Source organism: Lysinibacillus sp. NPDC056959, assembly GCF_042674095.1.
GTDB classification, from domain to species: domain Bacteria; phylum Bacillota; class Bacilli; order Bacillales_A; family Planococcaceae; genus Lysinibacillus; species Lysinibacillus zambalensis.
On record NZ_JBHURE010000004.1, the window covers coordinates 3,040 to 20,126 of the forward strand.

Consider the following 17,087-nt stretch of genomic DNA (forward strand, 5'->3'; position numbering starts at 1 on the left):
TGACGGATAGAATCGTCAAAATGACGGATAGAATCGTCAAAATGACGGATAGAATCGTCAAAATGACGGATAGAATCGTCAAAATGACGGATAGAATCGTCAAAATGACGGATAGAACCGTCAAAATGACGGATAGAATCGTCAAAATGACGGATAGAACCATCAAAATGATGGATAGAATCGTCAAAGTGACGGATAGAATCGTCAAAATGATGGATAGAAGCATCAAAATGATGGATAGAACCGTCAAAATGATGGATAGAGAACCCTTTAAAGACAGATACGTATACATCAATCGTCTTTAGAAAATATTTTAACGCAATTGATTGTACTTCGTCATCTTGCAAGTTTATTGAAGAATTTCTTTTCTAATTACGTCAATACTATATGTTATATTTGGCTGTAAAAGGGGACATTTTGATGAAGAAAATGATAGTATTTACTTTATTGCTACTTTTTGCAGTTTGTTTTACTCCAATATTTGTTCACGCTAAGGAGAACCAGGAAGAAGACTTAGTTAGTAGATTTATGCCATCGAATGCGTCACTTATAAGCCCTGAAAATCCTTTCTCCACACGGCCAATTCAATTTTATGACTTAGACCACGATGGACAGAAAGAAATAATATTCACTTATAACATTAAAGCAAAGGGTTACCCTTTTCAGTTTGGATCAATAGTGCTAAAAAAACACAATACAGATTGGCGAAAGATTTGGGAAACTAAAATGCAAGGAGTCGATTTGGATTTTTCTGGTTTGGTAGATATTACTGGTGATGGCACAAAAGAATATTTATTTGGTGTGACGATTGGGGCGGCAATGGGAAGCAATCTGGAAGTGTTCCAATGGATTAATAACTCATTCAAAAAGATTGCTGAAGTTCCTTATCACAAAATGGACTTTGTAAATAGTGTACAAAAAGTTGGTCTAGCAGTTTGGCAAATGTATATTGGTGATAGTTATTTAGTGGATGTACTAAAATGGAATGGTGAAAAGTTGGTCTATAACGAAGAATTATATTCTAATTACTATCCGATCATCGAAAAGTTTTATAAAGAAAAAATTTTAAATATGGATGCCTGGTTTTATTGGTATTTCCTTGCAGATGCCCAAATCAAAGCAAATAAATTTGAAGAAGCATCGAAATCTATTCAAAAGGGGATTGCATTAGCTAAAAAATTATCAATGGAAGATGTAATCGAAGACTTTAATGATTTAAAAGAAAGACTAGAAAATAAACAAAAGCATTCGCCAAAATAAAAACGCACATTACTAAAATCATTTAGCAATGTGCGTTTTTTTATTTGGATAGTGAGTAGACTTTAATGAATATCACGTTTTTTGAAGTTCCCACCACGTACCTCTGAAACATCAGAAATAACTATGAAGGCACCTTCATCAATATCTTTAATAATCGATACAAGTTTATTTTCTTCCATACGGTTAATAACACAGTTTAATATATCAGTTGGTTCATTGGAAAAACCGCCACGCCCTTTTGTATATGTAACACCACGACCTAAACGAGCTTGAATCGCATCACCAATTTCCTCTGATTTTGCACTGACAACACGAACATCTTTTGATTTTTCTAAACCATCTTGGATAATATCGATAACGTTTTTCGCAATAAAGTATGTTAAAGCTGAGTATAGTGCGCTCTCTAAGCCAAAAATAAAGCTTGCCCCTAAGAAAATAAAGGCATTAATAAATAATATAATATCCCCGACTGAAAACGGAACCTTACGTGAAAGTAACACGGCTAAAATTTCTGAGCCATCCAAAGCGCCACCGTTACGTAAGACAATCCCAATCCCAACACCAAGTAACATACCACCAGATAAAACAATTAATAGTGGATCATTCGGACCTAAAATTGTTTTAACATCATGCATAAGCACTGTGGAAATAGATAGAGCGGCAATCCCAGCAGTACTCATCAATGCAAATGTTTTACCTACTTGTTTGTAGCCAATAAAAATAAACGGAATGTTTAATACAAAGAGCAGTACGCCTAATGGAATACCAAAGAGGGTTGCGCCCATAATACTAAGCCCCGTCACGCCACCATCAATGACATCATTCGGAATTAAAACCGCTTCTAGTCCATATGCCGCGATGATGGCGCCAATTATAATCATGATAAATTTTCTTGTGTTTTCAACTGACTTACTTTTTTTCATAAATCTTCTCCATTTCTTTATGTAAAATACTACTTAAGGTTTTGGAATAATATTTATTGCTATTGTTTTTGTCTCAGAATCAGTCTCTTTACTTGAGTCGGCCATATTATAGTATCTATTAATTAAACCATTTAATTCATTTTCAAATTTATTGAATTGATCATTCGTTAACGTTAAATCAATAAATGAAAAAGTTGCACAATCTGCAAGACTTTCTTCTTCATCAAGTGAATGTAAATAATTTTGATATTGAGATAGTAAAGTTAATTGATAGTAGGAAACATAGTTTAATTTTTGTTTGATCGTTAGTTGTGCCCAATCATCCTCATTAAGTTTTTCTGCTCCTTCATTTACTGCATAAAATTTTTCTGTAACAGAACGTACTTTTCGCTCTTTCACAATTTTTATGATGTTTTCATCCACTAAAATTTGAATGTGCCGATACAAAGTAGCTTGAGGTACATCCTTTATGATAGAAATCATCTCCAAAGTGCTTAAGCCATCTTCTTTCTCGTGCATGAGAGCTTGTAAAATTTTCATTCTCACAGGGTGCATTAATACCTCTGCTTTATTCCGCATAAAACGATCCTCCTATCATATGGAATCAAGGGAAGCAATCAAATGTTATCAATATGAGAACATTACCAAAAAATATACTATAGGTTTTTTAAAAGGATGTACAGTAAAAAGGTAATGAAATTTTTTACATCTTCTGTTATCATTATCGATAATGATAATGAATAGGGGTTTTAGAAATGAAATTACACTATGGTTTTGATGATTTACAGCAAATAGATTGGGCAAGCATACTTCCAATCATTTTGCCATTTATATTCGTAGGATTTGTTCTAATCATTGTTGCTTTATTCGACTTATACCGGCACCGCGATACGAGAGAAAACATACTAATGTGGACCATTATTATTTTGTTCTGTAATTCAATTGGTTCTGTTCTATACTTCATTATTGGTAGAAAGGATGTAAATAAACGTGCGCTTAGAAATTAAAAATATTACGAAAAAGTTTAAACAAAAAACAGCCGTAAATGATTTTTCAATGGTCATTGATGTTAATGAGTGTGTCGGATTAATTGGACCAAATGGAGCGGGGAAATCCACGTTAATTCAAATCATTGCCGATATTCTGAATGCAGACAAAGGAGAAATTCTTCTTGATGGTCAAAAGATTTCATCTATGAGAAATCAAATTGGTTACTTACCTCAGTATCCTAATTTTTTTTCATGGATGACAGCATTTGAAACATTGTCCTTTATGGGGACACTTTCTGGCGTAGCAAAGAATGAATTGAAGAAAGAAATCCCATTGCTTTTAGAAAAGGTCGGCTTAGGGAAGGAAGCACATAGTCATGTCGGGACATTTTCTGGTGGTATGAAGCAACGCCTTGGCATCGCACAAGCATTATTGCATAAGCCAGCTTTAATGATTATGGATGAACCGGTATCAGCGCTAGATCCAATAGGTAGAAGAGAAGTGTTAAATCTATTAAAAGAGATCAAACAAGAAACGACAGTTTTAATATCAACGCACATATTGAGCGACGCAGAGGAAATTTGTGAGCGCTTTGTGATGATTAAAAATGGTTACAAAATAGAAGATGCTACAAAGTCAGAGCTGCTAAAACGCCATCAAGAATCAGCTATCTTTTTAGTGATCAGAAAGGCAGATTTTCAATGGTTAACAATGATTGAACATTTACCATATGTGAAGAAAATCGAAAACTGTGGAGATGGCTTCAAAATACACGTTGAAAATTTGCAAACAGATGCTAATCGACTAATACAGCATGGATTAGATTCAAAAGTGATGTTTACTAAATTTGAAGTAGGTATTCAAGACAATCTAGAAGAAATATTTTTGGAATTGGTGGTGTAATAAAATGAGTGCTTTTATTGCATTAAGCAAAAAAGAAGTACAGCAAATGGCAAGGGAATATAAAATATTTTGGCTCCCAATCGTATTTATTTTACTAGGGCTAACTCAGCCGATTATGATGTATTATTTACCTGTTATTTTACAATCAGCGGGTGGTATTGAGGGTATAATAATTGATCCTACGATGGCAAAGCCTGTGGGACAGGAGGTACTAGCCTCAACATTAAATTCACAGTTTGATCAGCTAGGCATTATTATTTTGGTCGTTGCCACTATGAGCATTATTCAAGGAGAAAAAGCGAATGGCATGATGGCATTTATCTTAACAAGGCCAGTATCGATATCTTCTTATTTAAATAGTAAAATCATCATCCATTATATATTGGCGGTTATATGTATAGCTCTTGGCTATGCAGTGTCCTATGGCTATTCAGCGTATTTATTTACTTCGGTTCCTATGACGCAAGCTATGTGGGCTTTAGCATTTTATTGTGTTTGGCTATTATTCATCATAACGTTTGTTGCAATGATGAGTACATTTTTTAATAGTCCTGCATTTATTGCACTAATAAGTATTGTTAGCCTATTTATTTGTCGTTTTATCGCTGGCCTACATCCATTAATAGATGTTGTGAATCCTGCTAGTAATAGTATGTATGCAACAAATATTTTAATGTCGGGTGATGTGGGATCTTGGGTTGGCATCAATATTGTAGTAACGCTGCTGTTAGTTGTATTGATGATCATTACTATGCAAAGTTTCATTGCGAAAAAGAAATTTTAAATGAAATTAGGTGAAAAAATTTGTTATCGATACAAGATTTACAGAAGTCGTATGGCCAGCAGGAGGTTTTAAAAGGAGTAGAGTTAAAAATAGAAAAGGGAGAAATACTGGCGTTTGTTGGTGGGAATGGTGCAGGTAAAACAACGACATTAAATTGTATTGCTGGATTAGTAGAACAAAATTGCGGGAAAATAATAATTAATAATGTTTCGAAATCGCAATCGCTAGAATATAAAAAGCAATTTTATTTTATACCCGATACGATTCATGTATTTCCAAATATAGCTGCATATGATTGGATACATTTTGTTTTGAAGCTATATGAAAAGACTGATGATGAAAAACTACAAAGCTTTATTAGCATCTTTGGTATGGAAAAAAGTATTTATAAACCTATGGGAACGTATTCTTATGGAATGCTTCATAAGATTGCGTTGATTACTGCTTTTACAATTAGTCCACCTATCCTAATTATGGATGAGCCGTTAAATGGATTAGATCCACTTGCTGTCGTTGCTTTTAAAAATTGTATGAAAGAGTATGTTGAAAAAGGGGGGACCGTGCTCTTTTCAACTCATTTGTTAGATGTTGCTGAGAAAATTTGTCAATCCATTTCGTTTTTAAAAGATGGGAAAATCGTCTTACATGAGCGTGTTGAGAAATTGCTAGTCGATGGGAGCTTAGAGACTATTTTTATGGAGAAACAAGCTAATGAAGGATAATATGCAATTAATCAAATTCTTTTTAACATCCTTTTATGCAAAGCCAAAGCAGCCAGTAATTCAAGCCCTCCTAATTATTGCATTTATTTATGTAGCCATGCAGTATTTTGTAGTTACCTTCATTATCTATTTCATAGCGACCCCAGAGGAGTATTTATTTTACAATGTTCTTCTTTCAAATGGTGTGACATTTTTATTGATTTCGTATTTTGCCATTTCGGTAGTGTTTAGTCAAAGTGATTTTGCTATATTTGCTCATTTACCGATTTCTGCGAAAAAGGTTGTCATGTCGAAAATTATAAGTGGAGTAACTCTACCGATAATGGCGGTAAGTATTTTATCAATACCTACATTTTCCATATTCCTGATAGAGTTTAGTCTAGGTGTTGCTATAAAATCAATAGTATTTTTACTTGTCATGAACGTTTTAATTGTATTAATCCTTCTATTAGTGTTGTCCATTTTGAATCATTTTCGCAGAGTGTTTATTAATGCATCCGTATATCTACTGGTTAGGATGACGCTTATAGTAGGTATTGGTATAAGCCCAATACTGTACTTTCTAATAAAAAATAATTATGCAATCAGCACTGTTTTAGTGAAATTAGATGTTTCAACAATATCATCCTTAAGTGCTTCAATTTCTGATTTTCTAGAAATAGGTTATCGTTTTGCAATGCAACAGTCATTGGTGGAGACGCTTTTGTCATTTAATACGGCAATAAGTTTTATCTTATTATTCGCACTATGTTATGTATTGTTTAAAGCAACTATAAAAATAATAGCGTCTAAGTATTATGAACATGGCTTGCTTGTAAGCAGAATAGAAAAAACGACTAAAGTTTGGGGGAGAGATATTCAAAGCAGCTGGATCAATTATTTGCAGCGTGAATATTGGATTATTCAGTCTGAACCGTATTTTAAAATGCAAGCTATTTTAGGGATGATTTTAATGCCAATTTGTACAATCATTTATTTAATTCTCGGACAGACGACTATTTTAAAGGTTGAATGGATGTTGGACAACGAATCTTTTCTATTTGTCTATATGGTTTTGTTGATGAGTTGTATGAACAATATTAGTGGGACTCCCTATTCAAGAGAGGGGAAATACTATGCATCTAGCATGACATTGCCATTTGATTCACAAAAGGTTTATCTAGCAAAAGTCATGACTTCATCATGTATCGGCATGATATCGGTGGTAATAAGCTATATTATTTATATGCTATTTGCTAGAGCTGATTTTATAACAGTACTGCATTTACTGATTACTTTACTATTAGTCATGACTTATAATTTATTGTCTCCGCTTTATGATAGAAGGCATCCATTACTTGAATGGTCTAATCCATCGGAGGCAATAAAATCAAATCCTACAGTTTTAATAAGCTTGCTTTATGGATTACCGATATTGATTGTCATTGGGCTTCTCCATTTTAGCTTGCTTACTTTCAATGTTTCTCCATCGATGACAGCCCTAATTATTTTGGTAATTGTAACTTTATGTACAATTACAGTAATCTATAAAATGTTTTTTGAAGGAAAGAATATGAAAGGATACTTAAACAATTGAATGTAAAATTAGATTTAAAGAGTAACATTCCTTTGTATCTTCATTCAGTGGGTGTCCAAACACCTACTGAATGAAGATACAGCCTCCAGCGGATGTCACGGATTTTGAATTATGCAGGCATAATTCAAAATCCGGACGCAATTACGCCAAGGCGAAATTGATGTGAAGTTAACCCAGCAACTTCTTTTTGAAATAGCAAAAGGGAACTTGCAAAATGGTGACCAATTACCTTCCATTCGTAATTTAGCGGCTGAAACAAATCTCAATCTTCATACCGTTCATAAAAGCTACAAGGAGCTACAAAAGAAGGGGATAATTGATATAAAACCTAACTCAAAAGCAATTGTTATTAAGTCTGCTGAAGCAAAGAGTCTTGACCTTCAACAAATTTCTATAAAGGTTGAACAAATAATGTGTGAAGCTTATGTTTTAAGTATTAACGAACATCAACTACAGCAGATGTTACATGAAAATTTGCATAAATATTATAGTGAGTGTTAAGAGAGACAGAGATGGCTGCTGCAATATACAGAAGCCATCTCTTATTAATTAGCATGTATTTTAGTAAACTCATCCTTGGTCATTCCGAAATAGACCTCGTCGTAAAAGGTACCATTTGTATATATCATATTTCTTAAGCGGCCTTCCTCCACAAATCGTAGTTTTTTATGTAAAGCTATAGAAGATGCGTTAAAGGAGTAAACACAAATGGTTGCTTTCTGATAGCGAAGTTCTAAGAAATAATGCTTTAAAATGGTTAAAATCATATCTTTTGCATATCCTTTTCCTCTATATGGAGGAAATATCGATATAGCATAATCAAAGGTCCCGTTCTTTGCATCACATCCAGAAACTTCAATGGTCCCCACGGCATTGTTCGAAGCATCCTCCGCAATCCAGTAAAAATCATCACTCACTGTAGATGCCCCTTGTGATGATATTTCATTGATCCATTCTTCAATTTGCTGATTTGTCCGAGGAAAAGCGATGGAGTCAAGGTTTTTTAGTATATCATCATCTAAATTTTCAAACATACGAATGTCCTCAGACTTAGGCGCTCTTAAACGTATTTTATCTCCACACCAATAGGATACTTTCATTGAATTACCTACCTTTCTAATTTGTAAAGTTAAATTATACCATCGTAATTGTATGGAAGAGAAAAAGCAAGAAACTACTAAAAGAGTTTCCTGCTTTTTCAATGTTATATTAAAAATACTGCCACAATGGTTGTAATCACAAGACCAATCGCCACAGGCAATAAATTACGCCTCGCAAGCTCGAAGGGGCTAACGTTACAAATCGCAGCTGCCGGGATTAGTGCCCAAGGAATAAGCGTTCCTCCACCAACCCAAATCGCTGTTATTTGTCCTAAAGCTGTTAAAGTTGCAGTACCTCCATCAATAGCATTACCGAACAAACTACCGACGGAACCTGCTAAGGAAATACCTGAGAAACCAGAGCCATCTAAGCCTGTGATGGCACCAACGACTGCTAAAGTGACGACTGCAATTTCCTTCGTTAATGGAACTACTGCAGCTAGACCCACACCGAGATCGTTGACGATACCATGTGAAGCTACTGGTAAGTATTCACCTATAATTTTTGTAAATCCGGAATCTCCTAGATAGAAAAAAGCTGCAATGGGAATAACCGGTCCAAACACTTTAAAACCGAATTGGAATCCTTGAATTAAATAGCTTGTTGTCTTTTCTAGCCCTTGTTTTTTGTGGGCTACAACGCAAAGTAACAGTAGGATAAAGACAGAGGTTCCTCCTATTAAAGCTGTTGCATCACCACCTTGTAATTTTAAAATAGACATTGCAATGACATCGAGTATAAAGGCGATTGGAATAAGTACTGCAAAAAAGCGTTTTTGCCCGAGTGTCAGCAGGTTTTCAGCAGTTACTTGTTCTACCTCTTCACTTGTATCGTTTGTAGCAAATAAATTCGCTGATCCACGCTTCATATCCCGTCGTAATAAGATATAGGCTACTACTGTAGTAACAACACCCATTGTAATAACAAGGGGGATACTAGCAGTCATCACCTCACTAACTGGAATTCCAGCAGCATCAGCAGTTAACTTTGGAGCTCCTTGTATAACAAAATCACTCGAGAGAGCAATTCCGTGACCAAATAAATTCATCGCCATCGCCACCCCAAGTGCTGGTAAGCCTGCACGTAGAGCAACAGGTAGCAAAACTGCCCCTAAAAGCGCCACAGCTGGTGATGGCCAAAAGAACCACGAAATAAACATCATTAACAGACCAATCGTCCAATAAGCTAATGCAGGTGTTTTAATGATTTTTGTAAAAGGAGCAATCATTACTTCATTAATACCTGAGGCCATCAACACTCGACTCATCGCAACAATAATAGAAATAATGAGGATGGTCGACAACAGCTCTGTAATGGCATATATAAAACTGTTAAAAATACCACTAATGGACGCAGTTAAATCGCCTGTAGCAAAGATTGCTAGCATGAAGATGCCTAGTACACAAATGAGGGTGGTATCGCGACGTTTAACCATAAAGCCAATGATAAGGATAATAAAAACAACGTAAATCCAATGGAGAGCAGAAAATTCAATCCCCATACGTTTCCCCCTCAATATTCGATCTGATTCTATAGAATATGAAGGGGAAAAAAGTTGGTGATGGTTTTGAAAAATTTCTCCTTAAGTAGAATGATAATATGGACTGGCAGAAAAACTTTTCCATCCAAGTTCTCAAATGTTTTAGTATTTCTGTACCGTTTCAATAGAAAACAAACAAATTGCTCAATTAGTACTTATAGCATTTGGGGGTAACCTAAAGTTTTTAAATAATGGGATGAAAATAACGAAAGTTCAGTAGATATTCTTTTATCTAAAGACATTAAATTTGGAGATGATATAATGTCATTCTCTACAATTAGTCTTTCTGCAACTGGAGTTTTCTTATTACCACATTGCTTAAACGGTTCTATGATAAATATATTAAGTAAGAACAAAGCCCAGGTAATCAATTAACTTTAAACCCGGGACTTTTTTTATTTTATTTGAATGTTCACTAATTTTAAGTATACTCTTATTAAAGAATGTTTTTTATTTAAAAATTGCAATTCTCTACTCCAATTTAATGAACATATTTAGTATTTACAAGATCATTTTTTATGACATCGGTTGGGATTTCGAATTCCACTACACCCATATAGCCAGGCGCTACTTCATATTCATCGAAGGAGATTACAAGTTTACCTTTATCAGTAATATAAAATTGCTGTTCTGCGTTAATGGCTGTAAAGTCATAGTCCATAAATTCTTCATCTGATAGACCTGCGCCTTTTACCCAGTACACTTTTCTTGGGTTAGGTATAGCCATTTGTTCCCGCATTTGTTCCTTAATGTTTTCACTGATAGTTTTAATATAATTGTCATCTTTAAATAGCATTGGTAATGTAATTAGAATTTCATTTTTTTTATCTATTGTGTCATAGTGCATAACTGTAGAAGACGATGCAATTGTAGTGGTCGTATAGCGACCGACTGATAAGATTTGGTCATTATCTGTTTTCACTTCATAACCGCTATCAACACCTAAAACACCACCTCCATTTGCTTTTATATTAGCAACATTAGGAATAAAGTTATCATATAGAGCCTTACCTTCTGAACGATATTTTTCATTTAAAGCATTTGAAAGTTTTTTATTTTCTAGGTTTTCAATAGAAGGTACTTTAATGTTTGCATCGTATGTGTCTTCAGCTACTTCATATTCAGTCCATGTTAATACCGTGATAATACTACCAACTACTGGAATTTCAGAAAGTGTACGTGCCATTGCAGGACTGACATTTAAACCAGCTGTAAGAAGCATAGCAGCTGCAGCAGATCCAAGTAACCATTGAGGTGCTCGATTTTTTTTCTTCTTTTTACCTTGCTTAAGTGCATTTTCAACCACAAAATCAAGCTCTTTTGGGATAGGTATTTCATTATATTGCTTTTCTAATTCTTCTAATTTTTCATCCATGTGCTGTTTCCCCCTTCACATCTTGCAGTTGTATTTTCAAGAGTTTTAACGATTTATAAAGACGAGCTTTAGCAGTACTCAGCTTAATATTCAGGATATTAGCAACATCAGCGAGCTTTAAATCTTCGAAATAGTGTAAAATGACAACTTCGCGATATATTTGGGGTAACTCGTCCAACGCATGTTCTAAATCAACATTTTCATAGACATCCTCTTGTGCAGGTATTAAATATTGCAATGTATCATCGTCTGTCACCTGTAAACGTTTATGCTTACGTAAAAAATCAATGGCTGTACGTACCAAGGTTTTATAAAAAAAGCTTTTCAGATACTCGACATTTTCTAGTCGATCTAGAGAAAGCATTGCTTTTTGAATACTGTCTTGTACAACATCTAGTGCGTCCTGTTCATTTTTCGTATAGTTATACGCGAGCAAATAAAATCGTTCTTTCTGTTCACGAATAAACTGAACAAACACCTCTTCATGTTGAAATGTATTTCTTGTTTTCATGTATAAAGAAACTCCTTTTTAACATTTTTAAATTGTATACTACTATTAGACGGGTGAAAGGGGGGTGAGTTGATAATTTGTGAATAAAATGGAATACCAATATCCTTATAGGAACTATTGTGATGTAAATCCCTATTATGTAATAATTTTGTATAATGTTAGAGTGCCGTCCTATTGGAATAGTTAGAGCTTTCACTTATACAAAAGTCTAAGTTTGTATTTATGCAGCAAAATATACCTTTTGATAAGTAAGTAAACTAGTTCAATTTTATCTCGAAACAAACTTTTTTAGTCTATGCTCTAAACAAAACCTATTTTTTAGGTGTGTAGTTGGGAAATTTAGAGAAAATTTATTCAGACTTTTTATTTCAAAAGAAAAATTGGATGTATATGCTGATTTAATAATTAGATTACTTAGGAAAAAGGAGAAGATACGTACTGTTCGGACAAGGATTAAAGATCCAGATTGCATTAGACAAAACAAATACTGGATAGTTTACTGAACGTTTATTCTCATTAGAAAACCGTTCGTTTTATAAACCTACATTTGAAAAACATCAAAAGCAAGGAGGCAGCTCCTCAGCCACCACAAGCGATTTTGTTAGAGCTTACGAAGAAGCAAGGCGGTGGAGTCTGGAAGAAGAATCACTTGTAGAGTAATCCACATGTAATAGATTTTTTTATTTCTTAAAGCATACAAAAAGTGTAAAGGCTTATGCCCTTACGCTTTTTGTATGAATAATTATTTACTTTCTTCTGTTGATGTATCTGCATCTTCAGTCGTTGTACCTGTTTTAGCAGCAGCTAAAAACTCATCTAACGCAGTTTTTAAATCTTCATCTTTAATCTTGATATCAGCATCTTTCATCATTTTCGCTACTTTTGTTAATAGCGTTGAAGGTTCCGCTTTTGCTAGCTTTAATTGCTTTTCAAGCTCGGCTTTTTTATCTTCGTATGATTCTTTAATCTCACGCTTGTCCGTCACTTCGATGATATGATAGCCAAAGCTAGATTGAATTGGATCGCTGATAACATTTTTTTTCAATGCGAAAGCACCTTCTAAAAACTGTTGATCCATATTAGTTGCTTTGTTAAACCAACCTAAATCCCCACCAGTTGTTTGTACTGCTTGTTCAATAGAATACTCTTTTGCAACTTCTGCAAAATCTTTTCCAGATACAAGTTCCGCTTTCACCTTTTTAGCAGTCTCTTCATTTTCTACTACTATATGACGAGCTTGGATTTCATTTTTGATATTTTCGTATTTAGCTTTAATTTCATCTTCTGTTACTTCCACATTTTCAACTAATGCCTTTTCATACATCAATTTAAGTTCTAGGGATTTTTTGTACGAAGATTCTGTGTGTCTTTGTTGTGCAATGAAGGTTTGGAAATTATCGCCATATTGCTTTTTGTCAGCTTCTAATTGAGCGTTTACTTCATCTTCTGTCACTTCATATTTCACTGATAGTACTTTTTTAATCATTAGAAGTTGAAATGCTTGATTTCCCGAAGATGTTTTCATTTCTTCATATAAATCATTTTGAGTGACATCTCCAACTTTAGAAGTAGCGATTACTTCGTCATTAGTTGCTGAATCATAACTACAAGCGCCTAATGCAAGAACTGATACTGCAAGTGTAAATTTTAATGCTGTTTTTTTCATGGAATTCTCTCCTAATTTCTTGTTGTTGCAGTTGTAAAACAAAAACCTAGCTAATTATATTTCAGGACAATCATTAGATCATTTATTTTTTTTCAGCAATGAAAAGCGCGATTTGTATATAAGGTGTGAGTAATTAAATAGATTAATCTCTCATAAGTGCTATCCATATAGGCTGCGATAGTCTGTGTTGCACCGAAGTATTTTAGCCAAAATAACAGATGAATCTATAGCACTGTAGTGTGCTGACTTTTTTCGCCCAGGCGAAGAAAACAGTATAAACAGGAGTATCCATTTTCATTCTTTGTGGTGAAGCGTTAGTTTTTAAATTTCATGGATAGCTTACCTTTAGCTGATAACTTGAAAGACGAATTGGTTAATGTTGTGGAAAATAGTCTTGGCCGTTTATCGTTAATTTAGAAGCTGAGATAAGAATTTCTTCATTTGCTTTAAAATATGGGTCTAAAATATTGAAAAACTCTTCCCATTTTTCGGCATTTTTTTGTTCTTCTTTTTTATCAAGAGTTAAGATTTCTTCATAAAGCTGTTTTAATTGTTTGCTATCTGCTTCACTAACTTCAAATTCAAAGTCAGCCATGTATTCTTCAAATGTTGGAGGATTATAGAATTGACCCAGGATTTCATAGAATTCATTCCATAGCTTTTCAGACAATTCTTCGTTTTCATCTTTATCTGCTTTTCGAGCATCCTCAAAAATTGTTTTTAGTTTTGATAAAGTTTCAGCAGGGATTACTGATTCTAGGCCATCTAAAGTTTCTTCAAAAGTTTGTGGTGGGTATAGCTCATCTAAATATGGTGCAAGGATTTTATCAAACTCTTCATATTTTTTGTTAGCCTTTTCTTCATCACCGCTTTTTTCAAGCTTTACCCATTCTTCATAAATAGCTTTAAGCTGTTTTTTATCGTTTTCTTTAATAACTATGTTACTTTCATTAAAACCGTATTCTTTTTCTATAAATTCATCAAATGATTTTGGCTGCCAATTAGCTAATATATATGGCTTTTGTATTTTATACATTTCGTCATAAAATTTCTCTATTTGTTCAAGTTTCTTATCTATCTCTTCAATTGAATAATCACCTTTATTTGTTTCCTTTTCTAACTGCTTCATTTCGTTAAACATTTTTTCTAATTTTGCTAAATCTTCTTTTGTTACCTCTTTAGGTAGGTCTTTTTTATAAGCTTCAAATGTATTGAAGTCATTATAATCTTCTACAACATTACCTTCTACAGAGATTTCTTGTCCTTCTACTAAGCTCATTTTTTCTAGTTGTTCAGTAGAAAAATTACTGAAACTAATAAAATAATTTTTACCATCTTGTCCTTTAAGGTTCATTCCATAATGGGGAAAGAAATCTTTAATAGCTCCTTTAATTTGTTGTTCTTTTTGAACTGCTGCTTCGATTGTTTTTTCAGCAGATGTAGCTCCTACTTGCAGTGGAGTTAGAACAGCCATTCCTATAGTAAGTGCAGAAGCAATCATCCAAGTTTTTTTAATCGGTTTTTTCATTTTTATTTCTCCTTGCATTTTAAAAATTAATTGGTACCAATAATTAGACGATTTACCATTGAAAAAAGTTAATTATTTTAAAAAAGTTTTAAAAATAAAAGAAGAGAACATAAGATCAATTCGTGATAGATGGTCCAATTTTCCCCACGATATAAAGAAATAAGGGTAGATAGAATGAAAATATGGCAAAATTCTTTTGTGAATCTGTCTTTTTTGATGACAAATGATCATGAGGCACAGCATGTAAATGCGTTTACCAGCAAGAAGGCTGTTGAGCGTTTAGATTAGAAGTCGATTAATTAATCATCTATAGAAGAAGCAGCAAATAGAGAGCGTCCAGTACCGTTTTATAACTGGCTAAACGAGCGTGATAGTTTTACTGGATGGAATGGATTGTTTTGTAAAACTACTTCAAAAAGGAAATTTTTCTATCTGGGTGATTTTGCAAAATAACAGAAACAATGGAGGTATGAAATTTGAAGGTTCAAAGAATATATAATGTGGGTGTAATCGTAAATGATCTCTCTGCCGCTGAAGAGTTTTTTCTCGATTTTGGACTTGATGTGAAAGGGGAATGGGAAATGGAAGGAGGGATAGGCAGTAGGGTTTGTGTTGCAGCTTGTTGTTTATAATCCTAGTAATCTAAAACTACACTTCTTTCAACTTGTATCTAAGTAGCACCCGAATTTACTCGAAAATAGGACCAATTAATAAAGTACCAGTCACTATTCGAAATTATGCATTCGATACTCATGAAAATCGGCAAATAAAGATGATATGAAGAAATCTGTCGGGTGTTATATTCAGATATTTCTTAAAAATAAATTAATTTTTCATCGGATTTTGTCGGATTTTATAAGTAACTTGTACTATAAGGCACGACCCCAAAAAAATTAATACTAGGAGGTACGAAATTTTTGAAGAAGAAATTTAGAATCAGTTTAGCGACTCAAATTTTAGTTGGTTTGATTTTAGGGATTATTGTTGGTGGTATCTTTTACGGAAGCCCCAAAATCGAAACATATTTACAACCTTTAGGCGATATTTTCCTTCATCTAATTAAGATGATTGTTGTGCCGATTATTATTTCGACTTTAATCGTTGGTGTAGCTGGAACTGGAGACATGAAACAGCTTGGACGTTTGGGCGGGAAATCAATTATTTACTTTGAAATTATTACAACAGTAGCAATTGTAGTTGGTTTACTTTCCGCAAACATATTCCAACCTGGCGCAGGTCTGAACATGAACGAGCTATCTCAAGGAGATATTTCGAAATACGTTACAACTACTGAAGAAGTACAGCATGAAGGACCGTTTGATATTATTGTAGGCATTGTACCGACAAATATCATACAGTCAATGGGTGAAGGCGACATGCTTGCTATCATCTTCTTCTCAGTTATTTTTGGTTTAGGGGTTGCTGCCATTGGCGAACGAGGAAAACCAGTATTAGACTTCTTCCAAGGGGTAGCAGATGCTATGTTCTGGGTAACGAACCTCGTAATGAAATTCGCTCCACTTGGGGTATTTGGTTTAATCGGTGTAACCGTTTCTAAATACGGATTCGCTTCTCTGATACCACTGGCTAAACTTGCTATACTTGTTTACGCAACAATGCTATTCTTTATATTTGTCGTTCTTGCGCTTGTTGCAAAATTCGCAGGTGTCAGTATCCTCTTCTTAATTAAAGTACTAAAAGATGAGCTGATTTTAGCGTTCTCAACGGCAAGTTCTGAAGCTGTGTTACCACGAATTATGTTGAAAATGGAGAAATTAGGTGCTCCAAAGGATATTGTATCCTTTGTTATCCCAACAGGTTACTCCTTTAACTTAGATGGTTCAACACTGTACCAAGCAATTGCTGCATTATTTATTGCTCAAATGTACGGTATTCACTTAAGCATTGGTGAACAAATTACGTTAATGCTTGTATTAATGGTTACATCTAAAGGGATTGCAGGTGTTCCAGGAGTATCCTTCGTTGTACTTCTAGCAACTTTAGGAACTGTTGGTATTCCACTTGAAGGTTTAGCATTTATCGCAGGTATCGATCGTATCCTTGATATGGGACGTACAGTCGTTAACGTAATTGGTAACTCACTTGCGTCATTAGTTATGGCGAAATGGGAAGGCCGTTTCGATACAGACAAAATGAAAAATTACTTTAAAGAAAATGAAAATTTAGCATAAAATCCATCACAATGGA

17 protein-coding genes and 1 pseudogene are annotated in these 17,087 nt (G+C 34.1%); 9 read left to right on the forward strand and 9 right to left on the reverse strand.

Translation table 11 applies throughout. From position 1 onward, the window contains the following. A pseudogene (locus tag ACFTQ7_RS06200) lies at positions 1-347 on the reverse strand (hypothetical protein); the annotation flags it as partial. Positions 348-420: 73 nt separating this feature from the next. On the opposite strand from ACFTQ7_RS06200, the gene ACFTQ7_RS06205 reads away from it, so the two are divergent. Beyond that, positions 421-1,260, forward strand: coding sequence for a hypothetical protein (locus ACFTQ7_RS06205; protein WP_386827758.1), 840 nt, complete (start codon positions 421-423; stop codon positions 1,258-1,260). A gap of 62 nt (positions 1,261-1,322) precedes the next feature. Here ACFTQ7_RS06205 and ACFTQ7_RS06210 read toward each other — a convergent pair whose 3' ends face one another. Together ACFTQ7_RS06210 and ACFTQ7_RS06215 are read right to left on the reverse strand one after the other, a co-directional pair. Continuing rightward, on the reverse strand, positions 1,323-2,183 hold the full coding sequence (locus ACFTQ7_RS06210) for a YitT family protein (protein ID WP_386827759.1): 861 nt from the start codon (positions 2,181-2,183) through the stop codon (positions 1,323-1,325). Between the two features lie 33 nt (positions 2,184-2,216). Then, positions 2,217-2,762 (reverse strand): helix-turn-helix domain-containing protein, encoded by a 546-nt coding sequence (locus tag ACFTQ7_RS06215; protein ID WP_386827760.1) that lies wholly within the window; start codon positions 2,760-2,762, stop codon positions 2,217-2,219. A gap of 176 nt (positions 2,763-2,938) precedes the next feature. Here ACFTQ7_RS06215 and ACFTQ7_RS06220 point away from each other — a divergent pair, with 176 nt between their 5' ends. The 6 genes from ACFTQ7_RS06220 (at position 2,939) to ACFTQ7_RS06245 (ending at position 7,659) form a co-directional block, all read left to right on the forward strand. Next, positions 2,939-3,190 carry a PLD nuclease N-terminal domain-containing protein gene (locus tag ACFTQ7_RS06220; RefSeq protein WP_349659527.1) on the forward strand — a complete coding sequence of 84 codons (252 nt, stop codon included), beginning with the start codon at positions 2,939-2,941 and terminating at the stop codon, positions 3,188-3,190. Further along, positions 3,174-4,076 carry an ABC transporter ATP-binding protein gene (locus ACFTQ7_RS06225; RefSeq protein WP_386827761.1) on the forward strand — a complete coding sequence of 301 codons (903 nt, stop codon included), beginning with the start codon at positions 3,174-3,176 and terminating at the stop codon, positions 4,074-4,076. Before ACFTQ7_RS06220 ends, ACFTQ7_RS06225 begins: the two co-directional genes overlap by 17 nt. Positions 4,077-4,080: 4 nt before the next feature. Next, positions 4,081-4,860, forward strand: coding sequence for an ABC transporter permease (locus tag ACFTQ7_RS06230; RefSeq protein ID WP_386827762.1), 780 nt, complete (start codon positions 4,081-4,083; stop codon positions 4,858-4,860). A gap of 20 nt (positions 4,861-4,880) precedes the next feature. Next, complete coding sequence (locus tag ACFTQ7_RS06235; protein ID WP_349659524.1) at positions 4,881-5,582, forward strand: ABC transporter ATP-binding protein; 702 nt, start codon at positions 4,881-4,883, stop codon at positions 5,580-5,582. Beyond that, positions 5,572-7,158 carry a hypothetical protein gene (locus ACFTQ7_RS06240; RefSeq protein ID WP_386827763.1) on the forward strand — a complete coding sequence of 529 codons (1,587 nt, stop codon included), beginning with the start codon at positions 5,572-5,574 and terminating at the stop codon, positions 7,156-7,158. The genes ACFTQ7_RS06235 and ACFTQ7_RS06240 overlap by 11 nt, the downstream gene beginning before the upstream one ends. A 162-nt stretch (positions 7,159-7,320) precedes the next feature. Beyond that, complete coding sequence (locus ACFTQ7_RS06245) at positions 7,321-7,659, forward strand: GntR family transcriptional regulator (RefSeq protein ID WP_386827764.1); 339 nt, start codon at positions 7,321-7,323, stop codon at positions 7,657-7,659. 44 nt (positions 7,660-7,703) lie between these two features. Here the strand turns inward: ACFTQ7_RS06245 and ACFTQ7_RS06250 are convergent, their stop codons facing one another. The 6 genes from ACFTQ7_RS06250 to ACFTQ7_RS06275 form a co-directional block, all read right to left on the reverse strand. Then, positions 7,704-8,258 (reverse strand): GNAT family N-acetyltransferase, encoded by a 555-nt coding sequence (locus tag ACFTQ7_RS06250; protein WP_349659521.1) that lies wholly within the window; start codon positions 8,256-8,258, stop codon positions 7,704-7,706. A gap of 104 nt (positions 8,259-8,362) precedes the next feature. Beyond that, complete coding sequence (locus ACFTQ7_RS06255) at positions 8,363-9,760, reverse strand: hypothetical protein (RefSeq protein ID WP_386827765.1); 1,398 nt, start codon at positions 9,758-9,760, stop codon at positions 8,363-8,365. A gap of 520 nt (positions 9,761-10,280) precedes the next feature. Beyond that, positions 10,281-11,174, reverse strand: coding sequence for an anti-sigma-V factor RsiV (gene rsiV / locus ACFTQ7_RS06260; protein ID WP_386827766.1), 894 nt, complete (start codon positions 11,172-11,174; stop codon positions 10,281-10,283). Then, on the reverse strand, positions 11,167-11,685 hold the full coding sequence (locus ACFTQ7_RS06265) for an RNA polymerase sigma factor SigV (protein WP_386827767.1): 519 nt from the start codon (positions 11,683-11,685) through the stop codon (positions 11,167-11,169). The genes rsiV and ACFTQ7_RS06265 overlap by 8 nt, the downstream gene beginning before the upstream one ends. A 742-nt stretch (positions 11,686-12,427) precedes the next feature. Next, on the reverse strand, positions 12,428-13,351 hold the full coding sequence (locus ACFTQ7_RS06270) for a peptidylprolyl isomerase (RefSeq protein ID WP_386827768.1): 924 nt from the start codon (positions 13,349-13,351) through the stop codon (positions 12,428-12,430). A 373-nt stretch (positions 13,352-13,724) separates the two neighbouring features. Further along, positions 13,725-14,879 carry a hypothetical protein gene (locus ACFTQ7_RS06275; protein ID WP_386827769.1) on the reverse strand — a complete coding sequence of 385 codons (1,155 nt, stop codon included), beginning with the start codon at positions 14,877-14,879 and terminating at the stop codon, positions 13,725-13,727. Between the two features lie 476 nt (positions 14,880-15,355). Between ACFTQ7_RS06275 and ACFTQ7_RS06280 the strand changes: the two genes are divergently transcribed. Continuing rightward, the gene (locus ACFTQ7_RS06280; RefSeq protein ID WP_386827770.1) at positions 15,356-15,511 is read left to right on the forward strand and encodes a VOC family protein; all 156 of its coding nucleotides are present in this window, start codon (positions 15,356-15,358) and stop codon (positions 15,509-15,511) included. 285 nt (positions 15,512-15,796) lie between these two features. Beyond that, positions 15,797-17,071 carry a cation:dicarboxylate symporter family transporter gene (locus tag ACFTQ7_RS06285; protein WP_386827771.1) on the forward strand — a complete coding sequence of 425 codons (1,275 nt, stop codon included), beginning with the start codon at positions 15,797-15,799 and terminating at the stop codon, positions 17,069-17,071. Positions 17,072-17,087 lie beyond the last annotated feature (16 nt).